The following is a 13226-nucleotide window of genomic DNA, read 5'->3' on the forward strand; positions in this document are numbered from 1 at the left end:
TGGCGGGTGACCGACCGATCGAAAAGCGTCGTCTTCGTGGGTACTGCGCTCGACGACCTGCGCGCGTTTCCGCTGACCGCTCGCCGTGAGGCCGGTTATCAAATCGACCGGGTGCAGTCGGGCCGTGACCCGGACGACTGGAAGCCTATGACGTCGATCGGCCCTGGTGCCCGAGAGCTACGGATTCGCGAGGCGAGCGGCGCGTTTCGCGTCGTCTACGTTGCGAAGTTTGCCGATGCGATCTTCGTCCTGCACTGTTTTCGAAAGACGACACAGAAGACCAGTCGCGAGGATCTGGCGCTCGCGACACGCCGATACGGCGAGGCCATCAAAGGAGCCACCCCATGACCGCCAACCGCTATGCGAGCGTCTGGGACGCGATCGAGGACACCCCGGCGCAGGCCGAAAACATGAAGCTACGCGCGGCGCTGATGACGGCGCTCAAGGATCACATAGCCGGCGAAGGATGGAGTCAGGTGCAGGCGGCCAGAATTCTGGGCGTGACGCAGCCGCGGGTGTCGGATCTCCTGCGCGGCAAGATCGATCTGTTCGCGATCGACACCCTCGTGACCATGCTGAGCGCCGCCGGATTGCAGGTGGAGATGACGGTCGGCAAGGCGGCGTAAGACCGTCGTTGGTGGGGTTTCAGGGAAACCGGAACCCATGCGTCAGGTGCCGGCGCCACCAGCGGGTGAGGGCGACCTCCGTCACCGCGGCGCCGTCGTGGGCGTGGATCATCGTGCCCGCACCGGTGGCGATGGCGCAGTGCCGGGCGGGCAGGTGGGCGCGGAAGGCAAACAGCAGCACCGCGCCGGCTTCCGGCTCGGTCCCCGCATCCGGTCGCGGCAGGGGCACGAGGTGGCGCCCGGCCGCCTCCGCGAGGGGATCGCTGCCGCGGGGCGCCGACTCGGCCCAGCTCGCGCCGTAGGGCGGGGCGACCTCGGGCTCGGGGCCGTGGACCTCGCGCCAGACCCCGCGCACCAGCCCGAGGCAGTCGCAGCCGACCCCGATCAGGGAGGCCTGATGCCGATAGGGCGTGCCGATCCAGGCCCGGGCCCGCGCGACGACGCGGTCCGACGGGCCGATCCGTTGCAGGACGATCATCGGAACAGGCTGCCGCCGTCGAGGCCGGGGCCCGAGCCCGGCGCGTGGCGCAGCACGAAGTCGTTGCCCGGCATGTGCGGAAAGCCCTGGAAGTTCGGGACGTTGGCGAAGCGGTCGCCGCAGGTCGACAGGCGCTTGTCGCAGCCGGCGGTGAGGACGAAGGCGTCGCCCGTGGCGACCGCCCTGGCCGGAACCTCCCACAGCCAGATCCGGTCGCTGAGGAGGCCGCGCACGTCCGCCGAGGCGCCGGCATTGGACCCCGAACGCCAGGCGAGGCGGCCGCCGTCGAAGCGGCCGTCGTCGGCAGGGGTGGCGAGGGCGACGCCGAGCCCACCGGTGGTGTCCGGTCCGGTCACGGTTCCGGTGGTGCGCCAGCGCGGATCGGCGAGGTCGATCCGGCAGCGGCGATCGCCGAGGTCGGCGCCGCAGGTGGCCCGGTAGGTCCGGCCGCGCTCGACGTCCAGCGCGTGCATCAGGCCGCGCAGCTCGGCCACGAAGGCGGCCCCGCTGCGGCGGATTTCGCCGACCGTGCCGACGTCGAGGAGGAGGCGCGTCTGCGGATCGCTCCAGTCCACCAGCCAAGTCTCGACCCCGGCCCCGTCGTAGAGCCCGGCGGCGATGTCGGCCTCGGCGATGCCCGAGGAGCGCAAGGCCCCGGCGACCTCGCCGCCGCCCACCGCGAAACCGAGCTCGGCGCTGGCCTCGGCCGCCTCGAGCCCGGAATGGGCGGCATGGACCAATCCACTGAGCACGAGGTCGCGGTCGTGGTCGGTGAAACCCAGGGTCGCGCCGTCGCGGCGGGTGAGCGACCAGCACCGGCACAGGGTGGTGGCCCCGCCGGCGAGATGCGCGGCGAGGGCGGGGGGAAGCGCGCGCATGGTCGTGACCCTCAGGAACGGTTCGGATTGACCCTCGGATCGGCCTGAAGTCGCGTCACGGCCAGATCGATGAAGGCGCGCACCTTCGCGGGTGCGCGCCGCCCCTCGACACTCACGACGTGGACCGGCATCGGCCCAGCCTCGGGGTCGTCGAGGACGAGGCGCAGGCGGCCGTCCGCGATCGCGGGCGCGACCTGATAGGACAGGAGCTGCGCGATGCCGTGCCCGGCGAGCGCGACCGCGAGGGCCGAATCGATGGTGTTGCAGACCAGCCGCGGGCGCGCCGTGGCCGGAACGCCCCGGCCGAGACCGAAGCGCCCGTCCTCTCCCAGGCCGGAACTCGCCGAGCCGATCAGGGCGTGGTGCTGCAGGTCGCGGGCGGTCTCGGGGGTCCCGTGCCGGTCGAGGTAGTCCGGCGACGCGCACAGGATCCGGCGCACGCTGCCGACCCGGATCGCCGCCAGACCGGAATCGGCGAGGTGACCGATGCGGACCCCCACATCCGCGCCCTCGTCGAGCATGGTGATGACGCGGTCGAGGAACAGGGCGCGGGCGCTGACGGCGGGATGGCGCGCGAGGTAATCGGTGATGACGGGCAGCACGTAGAGGCGGCCGAACTGCACCGGAGCGGTGACGGTCAGGGTGCCCGAGGGTGTGGCGTAGGACCCGGATGCGGCGGCCTCCGCCTCCTCGATGTCCGCCAGGATGCGCCGGCAATCCTCCAGGTAGCGCCCGCCCGCCTCGGTGAGCTTCACCGAGCGGGTGGTCCGCGCCAGAAGCCGCGTCCCGATCCGGTCCTCGAGGGCGGCCACCGCCCGGGTCACGGCGGGCGGGCTCATGTGGAGCTGACGCGCGGCGCCCGAAAAGCCGCCGCAATCCGCCACGCGGACGAACACCCGCATCGCCTGCCACCGGTCCATGCCGGCACCTCCCCACCGTCTCGATTGTTCCAATTTGCGCAATAGTCGATTGCGAGGAAAGCCGGTTCTCGCCTGCCCGGGAAAGGGGTTCGATACGGATGCGGCCGGCGCTCTTGGCCGGTTACCGAGGAGACATCCGATGAAGCTCTTTCATGTCGCCCTGTCCGGGCATGCCCACCGGGCCCGCCTGTTCCTGTCCCTGGTCGGGGCGCCCTGCGAGATCGTCGAGGTCGATCTGGCGAAGGGCGAGCACAAGGCGCCGGACTTCCTCAAGCTCAATGCGTTCGGCCAGGTCCCGGTCCTGGTGGACGGGGCGAACGTGGTACCCGATTCCAACGCCATCCTGGTCTACCTGGCCAAGCGCCTCGGCCGTACCGACTGGCTGCCGGAGGATGCGTCCGGCGCGGCGCAGGTGCAGCGCTGGCTCTCCGTCGCGGCCGGCCCCATCGCCTTCGGGCCGGCGGCCGCCCGCCTCGTCACCGTGTTCGGCGCATCCTTCGATGCGGCGGAGGTCATCGCCCGGGCTCACCTGATCCTGGGCCGCATCGAGGCCGAACTCGCCGGCCGGTCCTGGATCGCCGCCGACCGTCCCACCATCGCGGACGTCGCCCTCTACAGCTACATCGCCGCCGCGCCCGAGGGGAACGTCGACCTCGCACCCTATGGCGCGGTCCGCACCTGGCTCGCCCGCATCGAGGCCCTGCCCGGCTTCGTGCCGTTTGCGCGAACGCGCGCCGGCCTGCGTGCCGCCTGACGCTCAGGCCTCGTCCGGGAGTTCCCCATGTCCTTCTCAGAATACATGTCCTTCTCAGAACATCCGCCCGCCTCGCCCTGGCATCCGGGCGAAGTCGCCCTCCAGGCGAACCTCGGCGTCGCCGAACGGATGGCCGAGATCGGCCCCCGCGTGATCCGCGACCACCTGATCGACCAGCATCGCGCATTCTACGCCCACTTGCCGTTCGTGGTGCTGGGGGCGGTCGATCCGGCCGGCGATGTCTGGGCGACCCTTCGGACCGGGCGACCGGGCTTCCTCGAGGCGACCGATCCGGCCCATCTGCGGGTGCGGGCGGTTGCCGAGCCCGGCGACCCCGCCGAGGCGGGGCTGTCGGACGGCGCCGCGATCGGTCTCCTCGGGATCGATCTCGCCACGCGGCGGCGCAACCGCCTGAACGGCCTCCTGGAGCGGACCGGACCGGACGGCTTCGCCATCCGGGTGCAGCAGAGCTTCGGCAATTGCCCGCAATACATCCGCGTGCGCGCCAACCCGCACCCGATCGCGGTGTCGGCGCCGGCCGTTCCCGAGGTGTCTGATCGCCTTGACGAGCGCGCCCGCGCGCTCGTCGTGCAGGCCGAGACCGTCTTCGTCGCCAGCTACGCCGAGGGCGGGGACGGGACACGGCAGGTCGACGTCTCGCATCGCGGCGGGCCCGCCGGCTTCGTCCGGGTCGGTGCCGATGGCGCGCTCACGGTCCCCGACTATTCCGGCAACCGGTTCTTCAACACGCTGGGAAACATGCTCGCCAATCCGCGCGCCGGGCTCGTCGTCATCGATTTTGCCGGCGGCGACCTCTTGCAGATGACGGGGCGCGCGACGGTGGCCCTCGACGCCGAGGAGATCGCGGATTTCCCGGGCGCCGAGCGGCTTTGGCGCTTCGAGCCCCGCACGGTGATCCGACGCGCGGGCGCATGGCCGCTGCGGTTCGACGAGCCGGCCGTCTCCTCTACGGCACGATCTCGATGAGCGGCACCCGCGGGATCTCGCCGGCCGTGAAGGCCGAGAGGTCGACCGTGAGGTCGTCGGTGTCGAAGCGGACGGGCACGTCGAAGGCGAATCCCGCCGTCACCGCCGCGCCCGCCGCCGGCACCGCGTCGGCGGCGAAGGTGAGCCGGCCGGTGGCGGCGTCGCAAGTGACCTTCGCGGCGGGCACCGTCACCCCCGCCACCGCGACGCGCACGCTCTCGGCCACCGGCTTGGCGATGACACGGCGGTAGGGCAGCGGGCCGGTGCCGTAGGTCTTGGCGAGCTGGAACACCCGCGTCGTCCCGTCGCCGGTGCCCAGCGGCTGGTCGGTGGCCGAGACCGCCTTCGAGGGTGGTCCGGAGAGGTGGTCGACCCGGTCGCGGTAGCGGAAGCCGTAGAGGCGCCCGCGCCGCTCCTCGAAGAAGCCCAGCACCGCATGCAGCGCATCGAGGCTGCGGATGCCTAAGCCCGCGTCGTAGCGCCGGCGCGAATCGGCCCAGCGGCCGTTGCGGTGCTCGGCGCCCGAGGCCAGGGTGACGATCTCGGTGAGCCGGCGCGGGCCGCCGCTGCCGCGCAGGGCCACGTCAAGGGGAAAACGGACCTCGTGGAAGTCGCTCGGCATCGGTCGGTCTCCGTGATGGACGAGGCTCGCCTCATCCCATTTCCGGCTGATCACTTCGTGATGCGGACATGGGCTTCGCTCAGGCGCCGCGCGGGCTTGGTGATACGGTTCCCGCTCGATTCAAGCGGCAAACCGTATCAGAGCCCGCGCCGGCCCCGCGCCACCGCCCGCGCCAGGGTGGCGGCGACCTGCGCCTCCGAGCGGCGGAAGCCGGCCACGTCCGGCGTCGTGATGTTGACGGTGACGCTCGGCCCCCCGCCCGGTGCCGCCGCGACCCCGAGGCGGCCGTCGCCGCCCCGGCGCAGGGGCAGGATCGCCTCCGGCCCGGCCTCGCCCATCAGGCCGGTGCCGCCCTGCATCGGGAAGTAGGTGGGCGCGGCCACGATCCCGCCGCTCGCGAAGGGCCGCACCCGCCCCTGCGCGATCACCCCGCCTCGGGCGAGCGCCGTGGTCTCCTGGGTGGCCCCGGCGTTGAGCAGGCTCTTCACGAGGCCGGTCACGCCCGCCTTCACCGGTGCCGCGATCGCCCGGCCGGCGAGGCCCGCGAGCCTGGCGCCGATGGTGGCGAGCACCCCGTCGAGCTGGCGCCCGCCGCTGACGTTGACCGACAGGGCCCTGGCGAGGCTCTGGCCGAATTTTTGGGAGAGTTTGTCGAGGGTTTCCTGCTGCCTGGCGCGGCCGGCCAGGCTGCGGTCGGTGTCGGTCTCGGGCATGGCGGCTTTCCGGATCAGCTCGGGTCGGGATGGGCGGCGATGAGCCTGTCGAGGTCGGCCCGGCTCATGGGGCTCGCGCGGCGGGAAAACCCGGCGGCGGCGGCGAGTTCGCGCGGGGTCGCGGCCCAGACGTCGGCGGGGCGCCAGCGCAGATCGTGGAGGGCCAGGGCCAGCACGTCGTCCCACGGGAAGGCGGAGGGTGGCGCACCCTCCGGGCCCTGCCCGCCCGTGGTCAGGGAGGGTCCGGCGGTTCGGCCCCGAAGGCGGCCGCGAGCACGTCGCCCAGCGCCGTGACGATGGGTTCGAGGCCGCCGGCCAGGGGCAGGGCGGCCACCGCCGCGTCGTCGAGGGGGTGGCCGCCCCCGCGCAGAGCCGCGCCCAGGAGCGCGATGAGGTCGCGGCTGGCCAGGCGCCCGCCCGCGAAGCGGTCGGCCAGGCCGGCGAGGTCGCCGGCCTGGAGAGCGTCCTCGAGGTCGGCCAGGGCCCCGAGGGTGAGGCACAGGGTGTAGCGCGTGTCGGCGATGACGAGGGGCACCTCGCCGCGGCGGCGGTTGGCCATCACGCGGCCACGAAGGCGAGGGCACCGCCAGAATCGAGGGCGATGTCGAAGGTCACCTCGCCGGCATGGTCGCCGCGGTATTCGAGGGCGGTGATCTGGAACGGGCCGGTGACGGTGCCGAAGTCCGGCACCACGATCTGCCAGGCCTCGATGGTGCCCTCGAAGAACACCTGGCGCAGCCGCGCGTCCGAGGCCCCGTCGCGAAACACGCCCGAGCCCGAGATCGCGGCGCGGCGCACGCCGGCTCCGGCCAGCAGCTCGCGCCAGCGCCCGGTGGATTCGGCGCAGGTGATGTCCACGGTCTCGGCGTTGAAGGCGATCTGGCGGGCGCGCAGGCCGGCGACGGCGGTGAAACCGGCGCCCTCCGCGATGCGCAGGAGGAGGTCCTTGCCTTTCTGGGCGGTCATGGCGGGCTCCGGATTGGTGAGGGATCAGGTCGGAAGGGCTTCGGGGAGAAGGGCTTCGGTGACGGCGGCCAGCGTCAGGGTGGCGCTGGCCTCGCCGCTGCGCGGATCGCGGACGGTGGACAGGGACTGGACGCGCAGCAGCACCAGGGCGTGGCCGGTCAGCGACAGGGGGGCGTCGGCGAGCAGGTCGCCGATGCGGGCGGCGGCCTCGACGGCGCTGCGGGTCGAGCCCGGTTTCCCAACCACGACCAGCGCCAGCTCGTGGAGGTGGCGGCTGGCGCCGTCGACGGGATCGGCCCGGACCGTGGTGTCGCCGAACAGGGCGTAGACCGGGCTCGCCCCGCGCGGCGGCTCGTCGTGGAGGCGAAAGCGCCCGCCCGTCAGCCCGGCGAGGGTGGCGTCGGCGGCCAGACGCGCCAGGATCGCTCCCCGCAAGGCGAGGAGCGGGCCGGTGGACACGGCGGTCATGGTCGCGGCGCTCGTGGTCGCGGCGCTCATGGCCGGGGCTCCGAGGCGGTCTCGACGAGCTCTTCCACCTCGCAGAGGAGGTCGCGGCGGCGCCCGTCCGGATCGCCGGCGAGGCGGATCGCGAAGCGGCGCGGGCCGGCGCTGAGCCGCATCGGCGGCGCGATCCCGTCGCGGTAGGCGAGGCGGATGCGGTGGGTGGCACGCCGGTCGGCGCGTCCGCCCCCGGCCCGCTCCGTGGCGCCGAGCGGCGTGATCGCCCCCCACAGGAGCGGCCCGGCGACGTAGCGGCGCAAGCTGCCGCCGAAGCCGTCGGGCTCCTCGATCGGGCGTTCGAGCACGAACCGGCGCCGGCGCGCGCCGATGGGGGAAGAATTCATCGCGAAGGCTCCGGGAAGGGAGGGCGTCACAGGCGCAGCCGCCGCCAGGGGGCGATCAGGGCGGCGACCGCCGGCGGCCGGGGCTCCTGGCCGGCCTCGTCGCCGCGCCGCTCGAAGCCGTGGGCCACGAGCAGTCGGATCGCCTGGGTCAGCGGAGCGGGCACCGGCGGGCCGGCGCCGCCGTGGCCGGCCTCGACCTCGATCAGCGCGACCCGCCGGGACAGCTCCGGCACCGCGGCCGAGACCACGAGGCCGGGCGCCTCGACGGGGTCGTCGCCGAGGCGCACGAGGCCGGGCGCGAGGGGGGTGACCGTCCCGTCGCCGTCGACGGTGCCCGCCCGCGCCAGGGCGACGAGTGGGCTCAGCGGCAGCGGCACCCGGCCGTCGGGCGGCCAGGCGGTGAGCATCACCCGGTAGCGGCCGGGGGCGAGGACGCGGCGGGTCTCGGCCTCCACGCTCGCGCGGGCCGCCGCGATCAGGGCGGCGACGAGGCCGTCCTCGGCCCCGCCGTCGTCGGGGTCGAGGCGCAGGTGGAGGCGCATCTCGGCGAGGCTGACCGGCTCGACGATGTCCTCGTCCAGGCGTATCGGGGTCATCGGCGTCTCCGGGGCGCGCGGGGAGAAGGCATGCGGGGAAAAGGCACGCGGGCGGGTTGGCGGACGGTCGCGGCGGCGGTCGCGTGGGTCGTTCTGGCCGGCCCTGCGCCCGCCGTGGTCGGCGGCCGCGAGGCGCCGGAGGCGGCCGGGTCGAGCGTGATGGTCCTGTCGTCGAACGGCGGGGTCTGCACCGGCGTCGTGGTGGCCCGCGACGCCGTCCTCACCGCCGCCCATTGCGTGTCGGGACGCGCCGAGCACCGGGTGCATTTTCGCGACGCCGCCGGGGCGCCCGTCCTCCTCGATCTCGCGAGCCGGGTGGTGCATCCGGGCTACGATGCCGGGGCGATCGCCGGACGCCGCCGCTCCATCGACCTCGCCCTGGTGCGCACGGCGTCCGCGCTGCCGCCCCGCTTCTCCGTCGCCCCCTTGAGCGCGGCGATGCCGAGGGCCGGCGAGCGCCTCGCCCTCTCGGGCTACGGTGCCGGCAAGGCGGGTGACGCGCGCTCCACCGGCACCTTCCGCAGCGTCGCGCTGCCGGTGGTGGAGCCCTACGGCCAGAGCCGCATCCTGGTCTGGCTGAGGAGCGCGGGTGCGGGCGGCTGCCAGGGCGATTCCGGCGGGCCGATCGGGCCCGAGGGCACCGCCGCCGTGCTCGCGGTTTCGGCCTGGATCGGCGGCGGTTGCGGCGGCGTCTCCCAGGGCGTGCTGCTGGGGCCGCAGCGCGACTGGATCGACCGGACGCTCGCCGGCTGGGGCACGACGGCGACCTGGACGGCGCCCTGACGACCCATGCCGCCGGAGGGGTCGCACCGCCGCCGCCCTCGCGATGGAACCACGCCTTGGCCACGACCCTTCCTTCGGCTAGGCTTGACCCGCCCTGGGACACGCGTCCCCGGACTCCGGAGAGATCGATGCTCGTAAATGCCCTGCGCGTGGCCCGTCTCGGCGCTGCCCTGGTCGCGCTGACGAGCGCCGGCCCGGCGATGGCGGTCATCAACGGCGCGGTCTCGCGCGATCCCGACGGCCTGCGCGCCTCGGTGGTGCGCATCGAGAGCACCCGGGGCGAGATTTGCTCGGGCACCCTGATCGGTCCGGACCTCGTCCTCACCGCCGCCCATTGCGTGATGCACCGGGCCGGCTACAGCGTGGTGGCCGTCGACCGGCGGTTCCGCCAGCAGCGCGTCCTGGCCGTCGCCGCCTCGATGCACCCCGACTTCGTGCCCGGCACCACGCCGGAGGACCAGCCCGGCATCGACCTGGCGCTGATCAAGCTGGAGCGGCCGCTGGGCCCCGAGTTCCAGCCCCTCGACCCGCGCGGCGGCGCCATCACCACCGGCGAGGCGGTGGACATCGCCGGCTTCGGCGTCGTGGCCGAGAACCGTCGCAACACCGCCGGCACCCTGCGCTCGGCGCAGCTCGTCTCCATCGGCTCGCTCGAGGTGGCCAACAAGGTCACCATGGTCACCGACCGCCGCCGCTTTGCCGAGACCACCGGCTCGGGCGCCTGCCTGGGCGATTCCGGCGGCCCGATCCTGCGCGGCGGCCGCGGCGGCTACCAGATCGTCGGCGTGGTGAGCTGGTCGAGCGGCGCCATGCGCCAGAACGCCCGCGCCCGCACCGCCTGCGGCGGTTTCACCGCGGTGACGCCCACCGGCGAGCACGCCGGCTGGATCGCCTCGCGCTCGGCCGAACTCGCCCGCATCCAGCCCGGCGAGGCCCTGCCCGCCGGCCGCGGCAACCGCTCCGACTGGATGGCCCGGCCCGCGCGCCGGTAGCGCATCGCCCAGTCCAGCGCCGCTCATCCCTCCGCGACGGGGCGGCGACGACAGCTCCCGTGCACCATAGCTCGCCGCTGCGGAACGGCGTTACTGCGAGGGTCCTGTCTTCGAGGGCGTGCGAGATATCGGCACTTCGCGACATCTTCCCGATAGGGCGTCTGTACGATTTCCAACATATGTTGGTGGCCTGACAACACGATACGGTTACGGTTCGGGCGGTCGACACCTTTCCCGAAGCCTTGCGGGGCCCAGCAAGGAAGCGCGATGACACAGGGCGGAGACGGTGACCGTTCCGTGCAGGAAGGCCAGCCGTGGTGGAGCCGACGGGGACCGTCTGGCGAGGCTCAGCGAGCCCCCTCCGCCCCGAGCCCGAACGAGGCGTCGGCCACCCTGTCCCGCATGCTCTGGTCCGGCGCGCGGCTCGGGGCCGGCATCGTCGAGGCCACGCCCGACTGCATCGAGGTCCTGGACGGCGAGGGGCACCTGCGCTTTGCCAATCCCGCCGCCGCCGAGACGCTCTACGGTGCCGGCATGGTGCCGGGCGAAGCCGGTCGCTGGAGCGACCTCTGGCCCGCGGAGGCCCGGATGGCGATCCTCGCCAGCCTGTCGGTCGCCCGGTCCGGCATCGCGTCGCGGTTCTTCCTGAAGCGCCCCACCGCCCAGGGCGACAGCCGCGACTGGGACGTGGTCCTGACGCGGATCACCGACGAGCGCGGAGCCCTGCGCGGGTTCCTCGCCGTCTCGCGGGACGCGACGGCCCTGCGCAGGATCGGCGCCGACCAGGACCTGCGCCGGCGCGAACTGAACCACCGCCTGAAAAACGTCTTCGCCCTCGTCAACGGGCTCATCGGTTCGTCGGCCCGCAGCCTGCCGGCGGTGCAGCCCTTCGCCAAGGCCCTGCGGGACCGGTTCACCGCCCTCGACCGCGCCCACGCCCTGCCCGAGGATGGGCCGGGCCGGACGCTGGGGGCTCTCCTGGGCGCCCTGCTCGCGCCCTACGGCGATCCGGACGGCGGGGCCCGGATCGTCGTCGACGCCGTCGGCGACGGGCCGGTGGGATACACCGCCGCCACGAGCCTGACCCTCGTCGTCCACGAACTCGCCACCAACGCCGTCAGGCACGGCGCCCTGGCCGGGGAGGCCGGGCACGTCCGCGTCACCTGCCGGCGCGACGGGGCCGCGATGCGACTCGCCTGGATCGAGCGGGGCGGCCCCTTGGTCGCGGGCGCACCGGCCGCGCCGGGGTTCGGCTCCGCCCTGGTTCAGCGCAGCGTCACCGGACAGCTCGGCGGAACGATCGCGCAGGAGTGGGAGCCCGAAGGACTGAGCGTGCGCATCGCGATCCCGCTGGACTGCCTGGCGCGCTGACGCTGCCGTTCACTCGGGCCGGGGCTGCTCGGCGCCTGCGCCGATGAGCCGAAGGTATTCCGCCTCCGGCGCCCCATAGGCGGCGCCCGCCAGGGCCAGCAGCGCGTCGCGGTCGCGGATGGTGATGGAGCCGCGGCTGGTCTCGATGATGCCGGCCCGTTCGAGGCCGGCCACCACCGTGGTCAGGCCGGTGCGGTTGACCCCGAGCATCAAGGACAGGAACCGGTGCGTCGTGGGCAGGACATCGCCGTCGATCCGGTCGTGGCACATCAGCAGCCACCGGGCGAGCCGTCGCTCGATCTTGTAGAGGCCGTTGGCGAGCGCGGTCGCGGCCACCTCCACCGCCACGGCCTGGGCGTAGCGCAGCAGGAAATCGTGCAGGCTGGGCCGCCGCCGCAACGCGTCGCGCAGGGCCGCGGCCGGGATCGACCAGGCCGTCCCCGCGACCTGGACCCGCGCCTCGTTGGGCGTGCGCTCGGCATCGAGCAGGATCGGCACGCCGACCATGCCTTCGCGGCCGACGAGGCCGAGTTCGATCTGCTGGCCGTCCGCCGCCACGGCGATGCAGGAGACGATCCCGTCTTCGATGAAGTGGGCCGTCGGGATCGGGGTGTCGGCCCGGATCAGGACGTCACCGGTCCGGAGCGGTGACGTCTCGAGATACGGCTGTATCGTCGAGAAGTCGTCCGGCGGCATGAAGCTGAGAAGCCGGTTCGCGCAAGCAGTCTGAAGTGGGTGTGGCAATGGTCCCGTCCGCATCCGGGGCGGGAGCAAAAACCCTCAGTCGTCTGCGCCCAGTGACTACGGCAAACGATGCTTATGACTTACGTGCATGTCGGGATCGACGCAATCATTATCATATGATGGCACGGAGGTTGTATTTTCAACATAGTGCTGAGGCCGCGAAGGCCACACACATGGCGTGATAGATGCACCATGCCTTGATCAAGAAGCTCGAAAGTTTCGAGTCACTGTCGGACGACGACCGCAGCGCCCTCGATGCGCTGGTGCCGAAGGTGCGGCAGGTCGGCGCTCGCGTCGACCTCATCCGGGAGGGCGAGGTACCCGAGAACGTCCACCTCGTCCTCGACGGTTTCGCCTGTCGCTACAAGGTCCTGGCCGACGGCCAGCGGCAGATCATGGCCTACTTCCTGCCGGGCGATTTCTGCGACCTCAACGTCTTCATCCTCGACCAGATGGACCACAGCATCGGCACGATCTCGGCGTGCCAGATCGTGGACATCCCGCGCGCGGCCATCGACGAGATCACCGCCAGTCATCCCCGCGTCACCCGCGCCTTCTGGTGGTGTGCGCTGGTCGATGAAGCCATCCTGCGCGAGTGGCTGGTGAATCTGGGAGCGCGCGAGGCAAATCAACGCATCGCCCACATCATGTGCGAGATCCTGATGCGCCTCGACGCCGTCGGTCGCGTGCGCGACAACAGCTATCAGTTTCCCTTCACCCAGACCGACATCGCCGACACGATGGGGCTCTCGAACGTTCACGTGAACCGCACCCTGCGCGAACTGCGCGAGCTCGGCCTCGTCACGCTCAAGCATCGGGTCCTGACGATTCTCGACGTCGACCGGCTGAAGGCCTACTGCGGCTTCAACGCCAACTACCTCCACCTCAAGAACACGCGCTGGGTCGAACGTCGGCGCGCGACCTGGCTCGGTCGAACCGAAGGAGCTTGAC

At 72.8% G+C, this 13226-nt stretch carries 20 protein-coding genes; 8 read left to right on the top strand and 12 right to left on the bottom strand.

Annotated features, from left to right (window positions below):
- Positions 1–6: 6 nt before the first annotated feature.
- Positions 7–348: a type II toxin-antitoxin system RelE/ParE family toxin gene (locus tag ASG59_RS14645; protein WP_055880785.1), complete on the top strand. Its 342-nt coding sequence runs from the start codon at positions 7–9 to the stop codon at positions 346–348.
- The gene (locus tag ASG59_RS14650; protein ID WP_056409598.1) at positions 345–626 is read left to right on the top strand and encodes an XRE family transcriptional regulator; all 282 of its coding nucleotides are present in this window, start codon (positions 345–347) and stop codon (positions 624–626) included. The genes ASG59_RS14645 and ASG59_RS14650 overlap by 4 nt, the downstream gene beginning before the upstream one ends.
- A gap of 19 nt (positions 627–645) precedes the next feature.
- Here the strand turns inward: ASG59_RS14650 and ASG59_RS14655 are convergent, their stop codons facing one another.
- The 3 genes from ASG59_RS14655 to ASG59_RS14665 are packed head-to-tail and all read right to left on the bottom strand — an operon-like array spanning position 646 to position 2902.
- Positions 646–1104, bottom strand: a complete 459-nt coding sequence (locus ASG59_RS14655; RefSeq protein WP_056409599.1) for an NlpC/P60 family protein — start codon at positions 1102–1104, stop codon at positions 646–648.
- Positions 1101–1982: a DUF2163 domain-containing protein gene (locus ASG59_RS14660; protein ID WP_056409601.1), complete on the bottom strand. Its 882-nt coding sequence runs from the start codon at positions 1980–1982 to the stop codon at positions 1101–1103. Before ASG59_RS14660 ends, ASG59_RS14655 begins: the two co-directional genes overlap by 4 nt.
- Before the next feature lie 11 nt (positions 1983–1993).
- Positions 1994–2902: a LysR family transcriptional regulator gene (locus ASG59_RS14665; protein ID WP_056409603.1), complete on the bottom strand. Its 909-nt coding sequence runs from the start codon at positions 2900–2902 to the stop codon at positions 1994–1996.
- Between the two features lie 139 nt (positions 2903–3041).
- Between ASG59_RS14665 and ASG59_RS14670 the strand changes: the two genes are divergently transcribed.
- Together ASG59_RS14670 and ASG59_RS14675 are read left to right on the top strand one after the other, a co-directional pair.
- The gene (locus tag ASG59_RS14670) at positions 3042–3656 is read left to right on the top strand and encodes a glutathione S-transferase (RefSeq protein ID WP_055880802.1); all 615 of its coding nucleotides are present in this window, start codon (positions 3042–3044) and stop codon (positions 3654–3656) included.
- A 45-nt stretch (positions 3657–3701) separates the two neighbouring features.
- Complete coding sequence (locus tag ASG59_RS14675; RefSeq protein WP_056409709.1) at positions 3702–4643, top strand: pyridoxamine 5'-phosphate oxidase family protein; 942 nt, start codon at positions 3702–3704, stop codon at positions 4641–4643.
- On the opposite strand, the gene ASG59_RS14680 is transcribed toward ASG59_RS14675, so the two are convergent.
- The 8 genes from ASG59_RS14680 to ASG59_RS14715 all read right to left on the bottom strand — a co-directional run bounded on the left by ASG59_RS14680 (position 4624) and on the right by ASG59_RS14715 (position 8385).
- A complete protein-coding gene (locus tag ASG59_RS14680; RefSeq protein WP_055880806.1) occupies positions 4624–5265 on the bottom strand; it encodes a DUF2460 domain-containing protein in 642 nt (213 codons plus the stop codon). The two genes, ASG59_RS14675 and ASG59_RS14680, sit on opposite strands and share 20 nt — an antisense overlap.
- A 137-nt stretch (positions 5266–5402) precedes the next feature.
- Entirely contained in the window at positions 5403–5978 is a 576-nt protein-coding gene (locus ASG59_RS14685; RefSeq protein ID WP_056409605.1) for a phage tail tape measure protein, read from the bottom strand.
- Between the two features lie 14 nt (positions 5979–5992).
- A complete protein-coding gene (locus ASG59_RS14690; protein WP_056409714.1) occupies positions 5993–6214 on the bottom strand; it encodes a phage tail assembly chaperone in 222 nt (73 codons plus the stop codon).
- Positions 6211–6537, bottom strand: a complete 327-nt coding sequence (locus ASG59_RS14695; RefSeq protein ID WP_055880812.1) for a gene transfer agent family protein — start codon at positions 6535–6537, stop codon at positions 6211–6213. The genes ASG59_RS14690 and ASG59_RS14695 overlap by 4 nt, the downstream gene beginning before the upstream one ends.
- A complete protein-coding gene (locus ASG59_RS14700) occupies positions 6537–6944 on the bottom strand; it encodes a phage major tail protein, TP901-1 family (RefSeq protein WP_055880815.1) in 408 nt (135 codons plus the stop codon). The genes ASG59_RS14695 and ASG59_RS14700 overlap by 1 nt, the downstream gene beginning before the upstream one ends.
- 24 nt (positions 6945–6968) lie before the next feature.
- Positions 6969–7442, bottom strand: a complete 474-nt coding sequence (locus tag ASG59_RS14705; protein ID WP_244475721.1) for a DUF3168 domain-containing protein — start codon at positions 7440–7442, stop codon at positions 6969–6971.
- The gene (locus ASG59_RS14710; RefSeq protein ID WP_056409608.1) at positions 7439–7789 is read right to left on the bottom strand and encodes a head-tail adaptor protein; all 351 of its coding nucleotides are present in this window, start codon (positions 7787–7789) and stop codon (positions 7439–7441) included. The genes ASG59_RS14705 and ASG59_RS14710 overlap by 4 nt, the downstream gene beginning before the upstream one ends.
- Before the next feature lie 26 nt (positions 7790–7815).
- Positions 7816–8385 carry a phage head-tail connector protein gene (locus ASG59_RS14715; RefSeq protein WP_055880821.1) on the bottom strand — a complete coding sequence of 190 codons (570 nt, stop codon included), beginning with the start codon at positions 8383–8385 and terminating at the stop codon, positions 7816–7818.
- A gap of 30 nt (positions 8386–8415) precedes the next feature.
- Between ASG59_RS14715 and ASG59_RS14720 the strand changes: the two genes are divergently transcribed.
- The 3 genes from ASG59_RS14720 (at position 8416) to ASG59_RS14730 (ending at position 11531) form a co-directional block, all read left to right on the top strand.
- Complete coding sequence (locus tag ASG59_RS14720) at positions 8416–9168, top strand: trypsin-like serine protease (RefSeq protein WP_055880824.1); 753 nt, start codon at positions 8416–8418, stop codon at positions 9166–9168.
- A 128-nt stretch (positions 9169–9296) separates the two neighbouring features.
- Positions 9297–10160, top strand: a complete 864-nt coding sequence (locus ASG59_RS14725; RefSeq protein ID WP_056409610.1) for a trypsin-like serine protease — start codon at positions 9297–9299, stop codon at positions 10158–10160.
- A gap of 267 nt (positions 10161–10427) precedes the next feature.
- Complete coding sequence (locus ASG59_RS14730; protein ID WP_082528777.1) at positions 10428–11531, top strand: PAS domain-containing protein; 1104 nt, start codon at positions 10428–10430, stop codon at positions 11529–11531.
- A gap of 9 nt (positions 11532–11540) precedes the next feature.
- On the opposite strand, the gene ASG59_RS14735 is transcribed toward ASG59_RS14730, so the two are convergent.
- A complete protein-coding gene (locus ASG59_RS14735) occupies positions 11541–12227 on the bottom strand; it encodes a Crp/Fnr family transcriptional regulator (protein WP_056409614.1) in 687 nt (228 codons plus the stop codon).
- Positions 12228–12460: 233 nt separating this feature from the next.
- Here ASG59_RS14735 and ASG59_RS14740 point away from each other — a divergent pair, with 233 nt between their 5' ends.
- Positions 12461–13225 (top strand): Crp/Fnr family transcriptional regulator, encoded by a 765-nt coding sequence (locus ASG59_RS14740; protein ID WP_055880838.1) that lies wholly within the window; start codon positions 12461–12463, stop codon positions 13223–13225.
- Position 13226: the final 1 nt, after the last annotated feature.

The organism is Methylobacterium sp. Leaf466 (genome assembly GCF_001425565.1).
Lineage (GTDB): Bacteria > Pseudomonadota > Alphaproteobacteria > Rhizobiales > Beijerinckiaceae > Methylobacterium.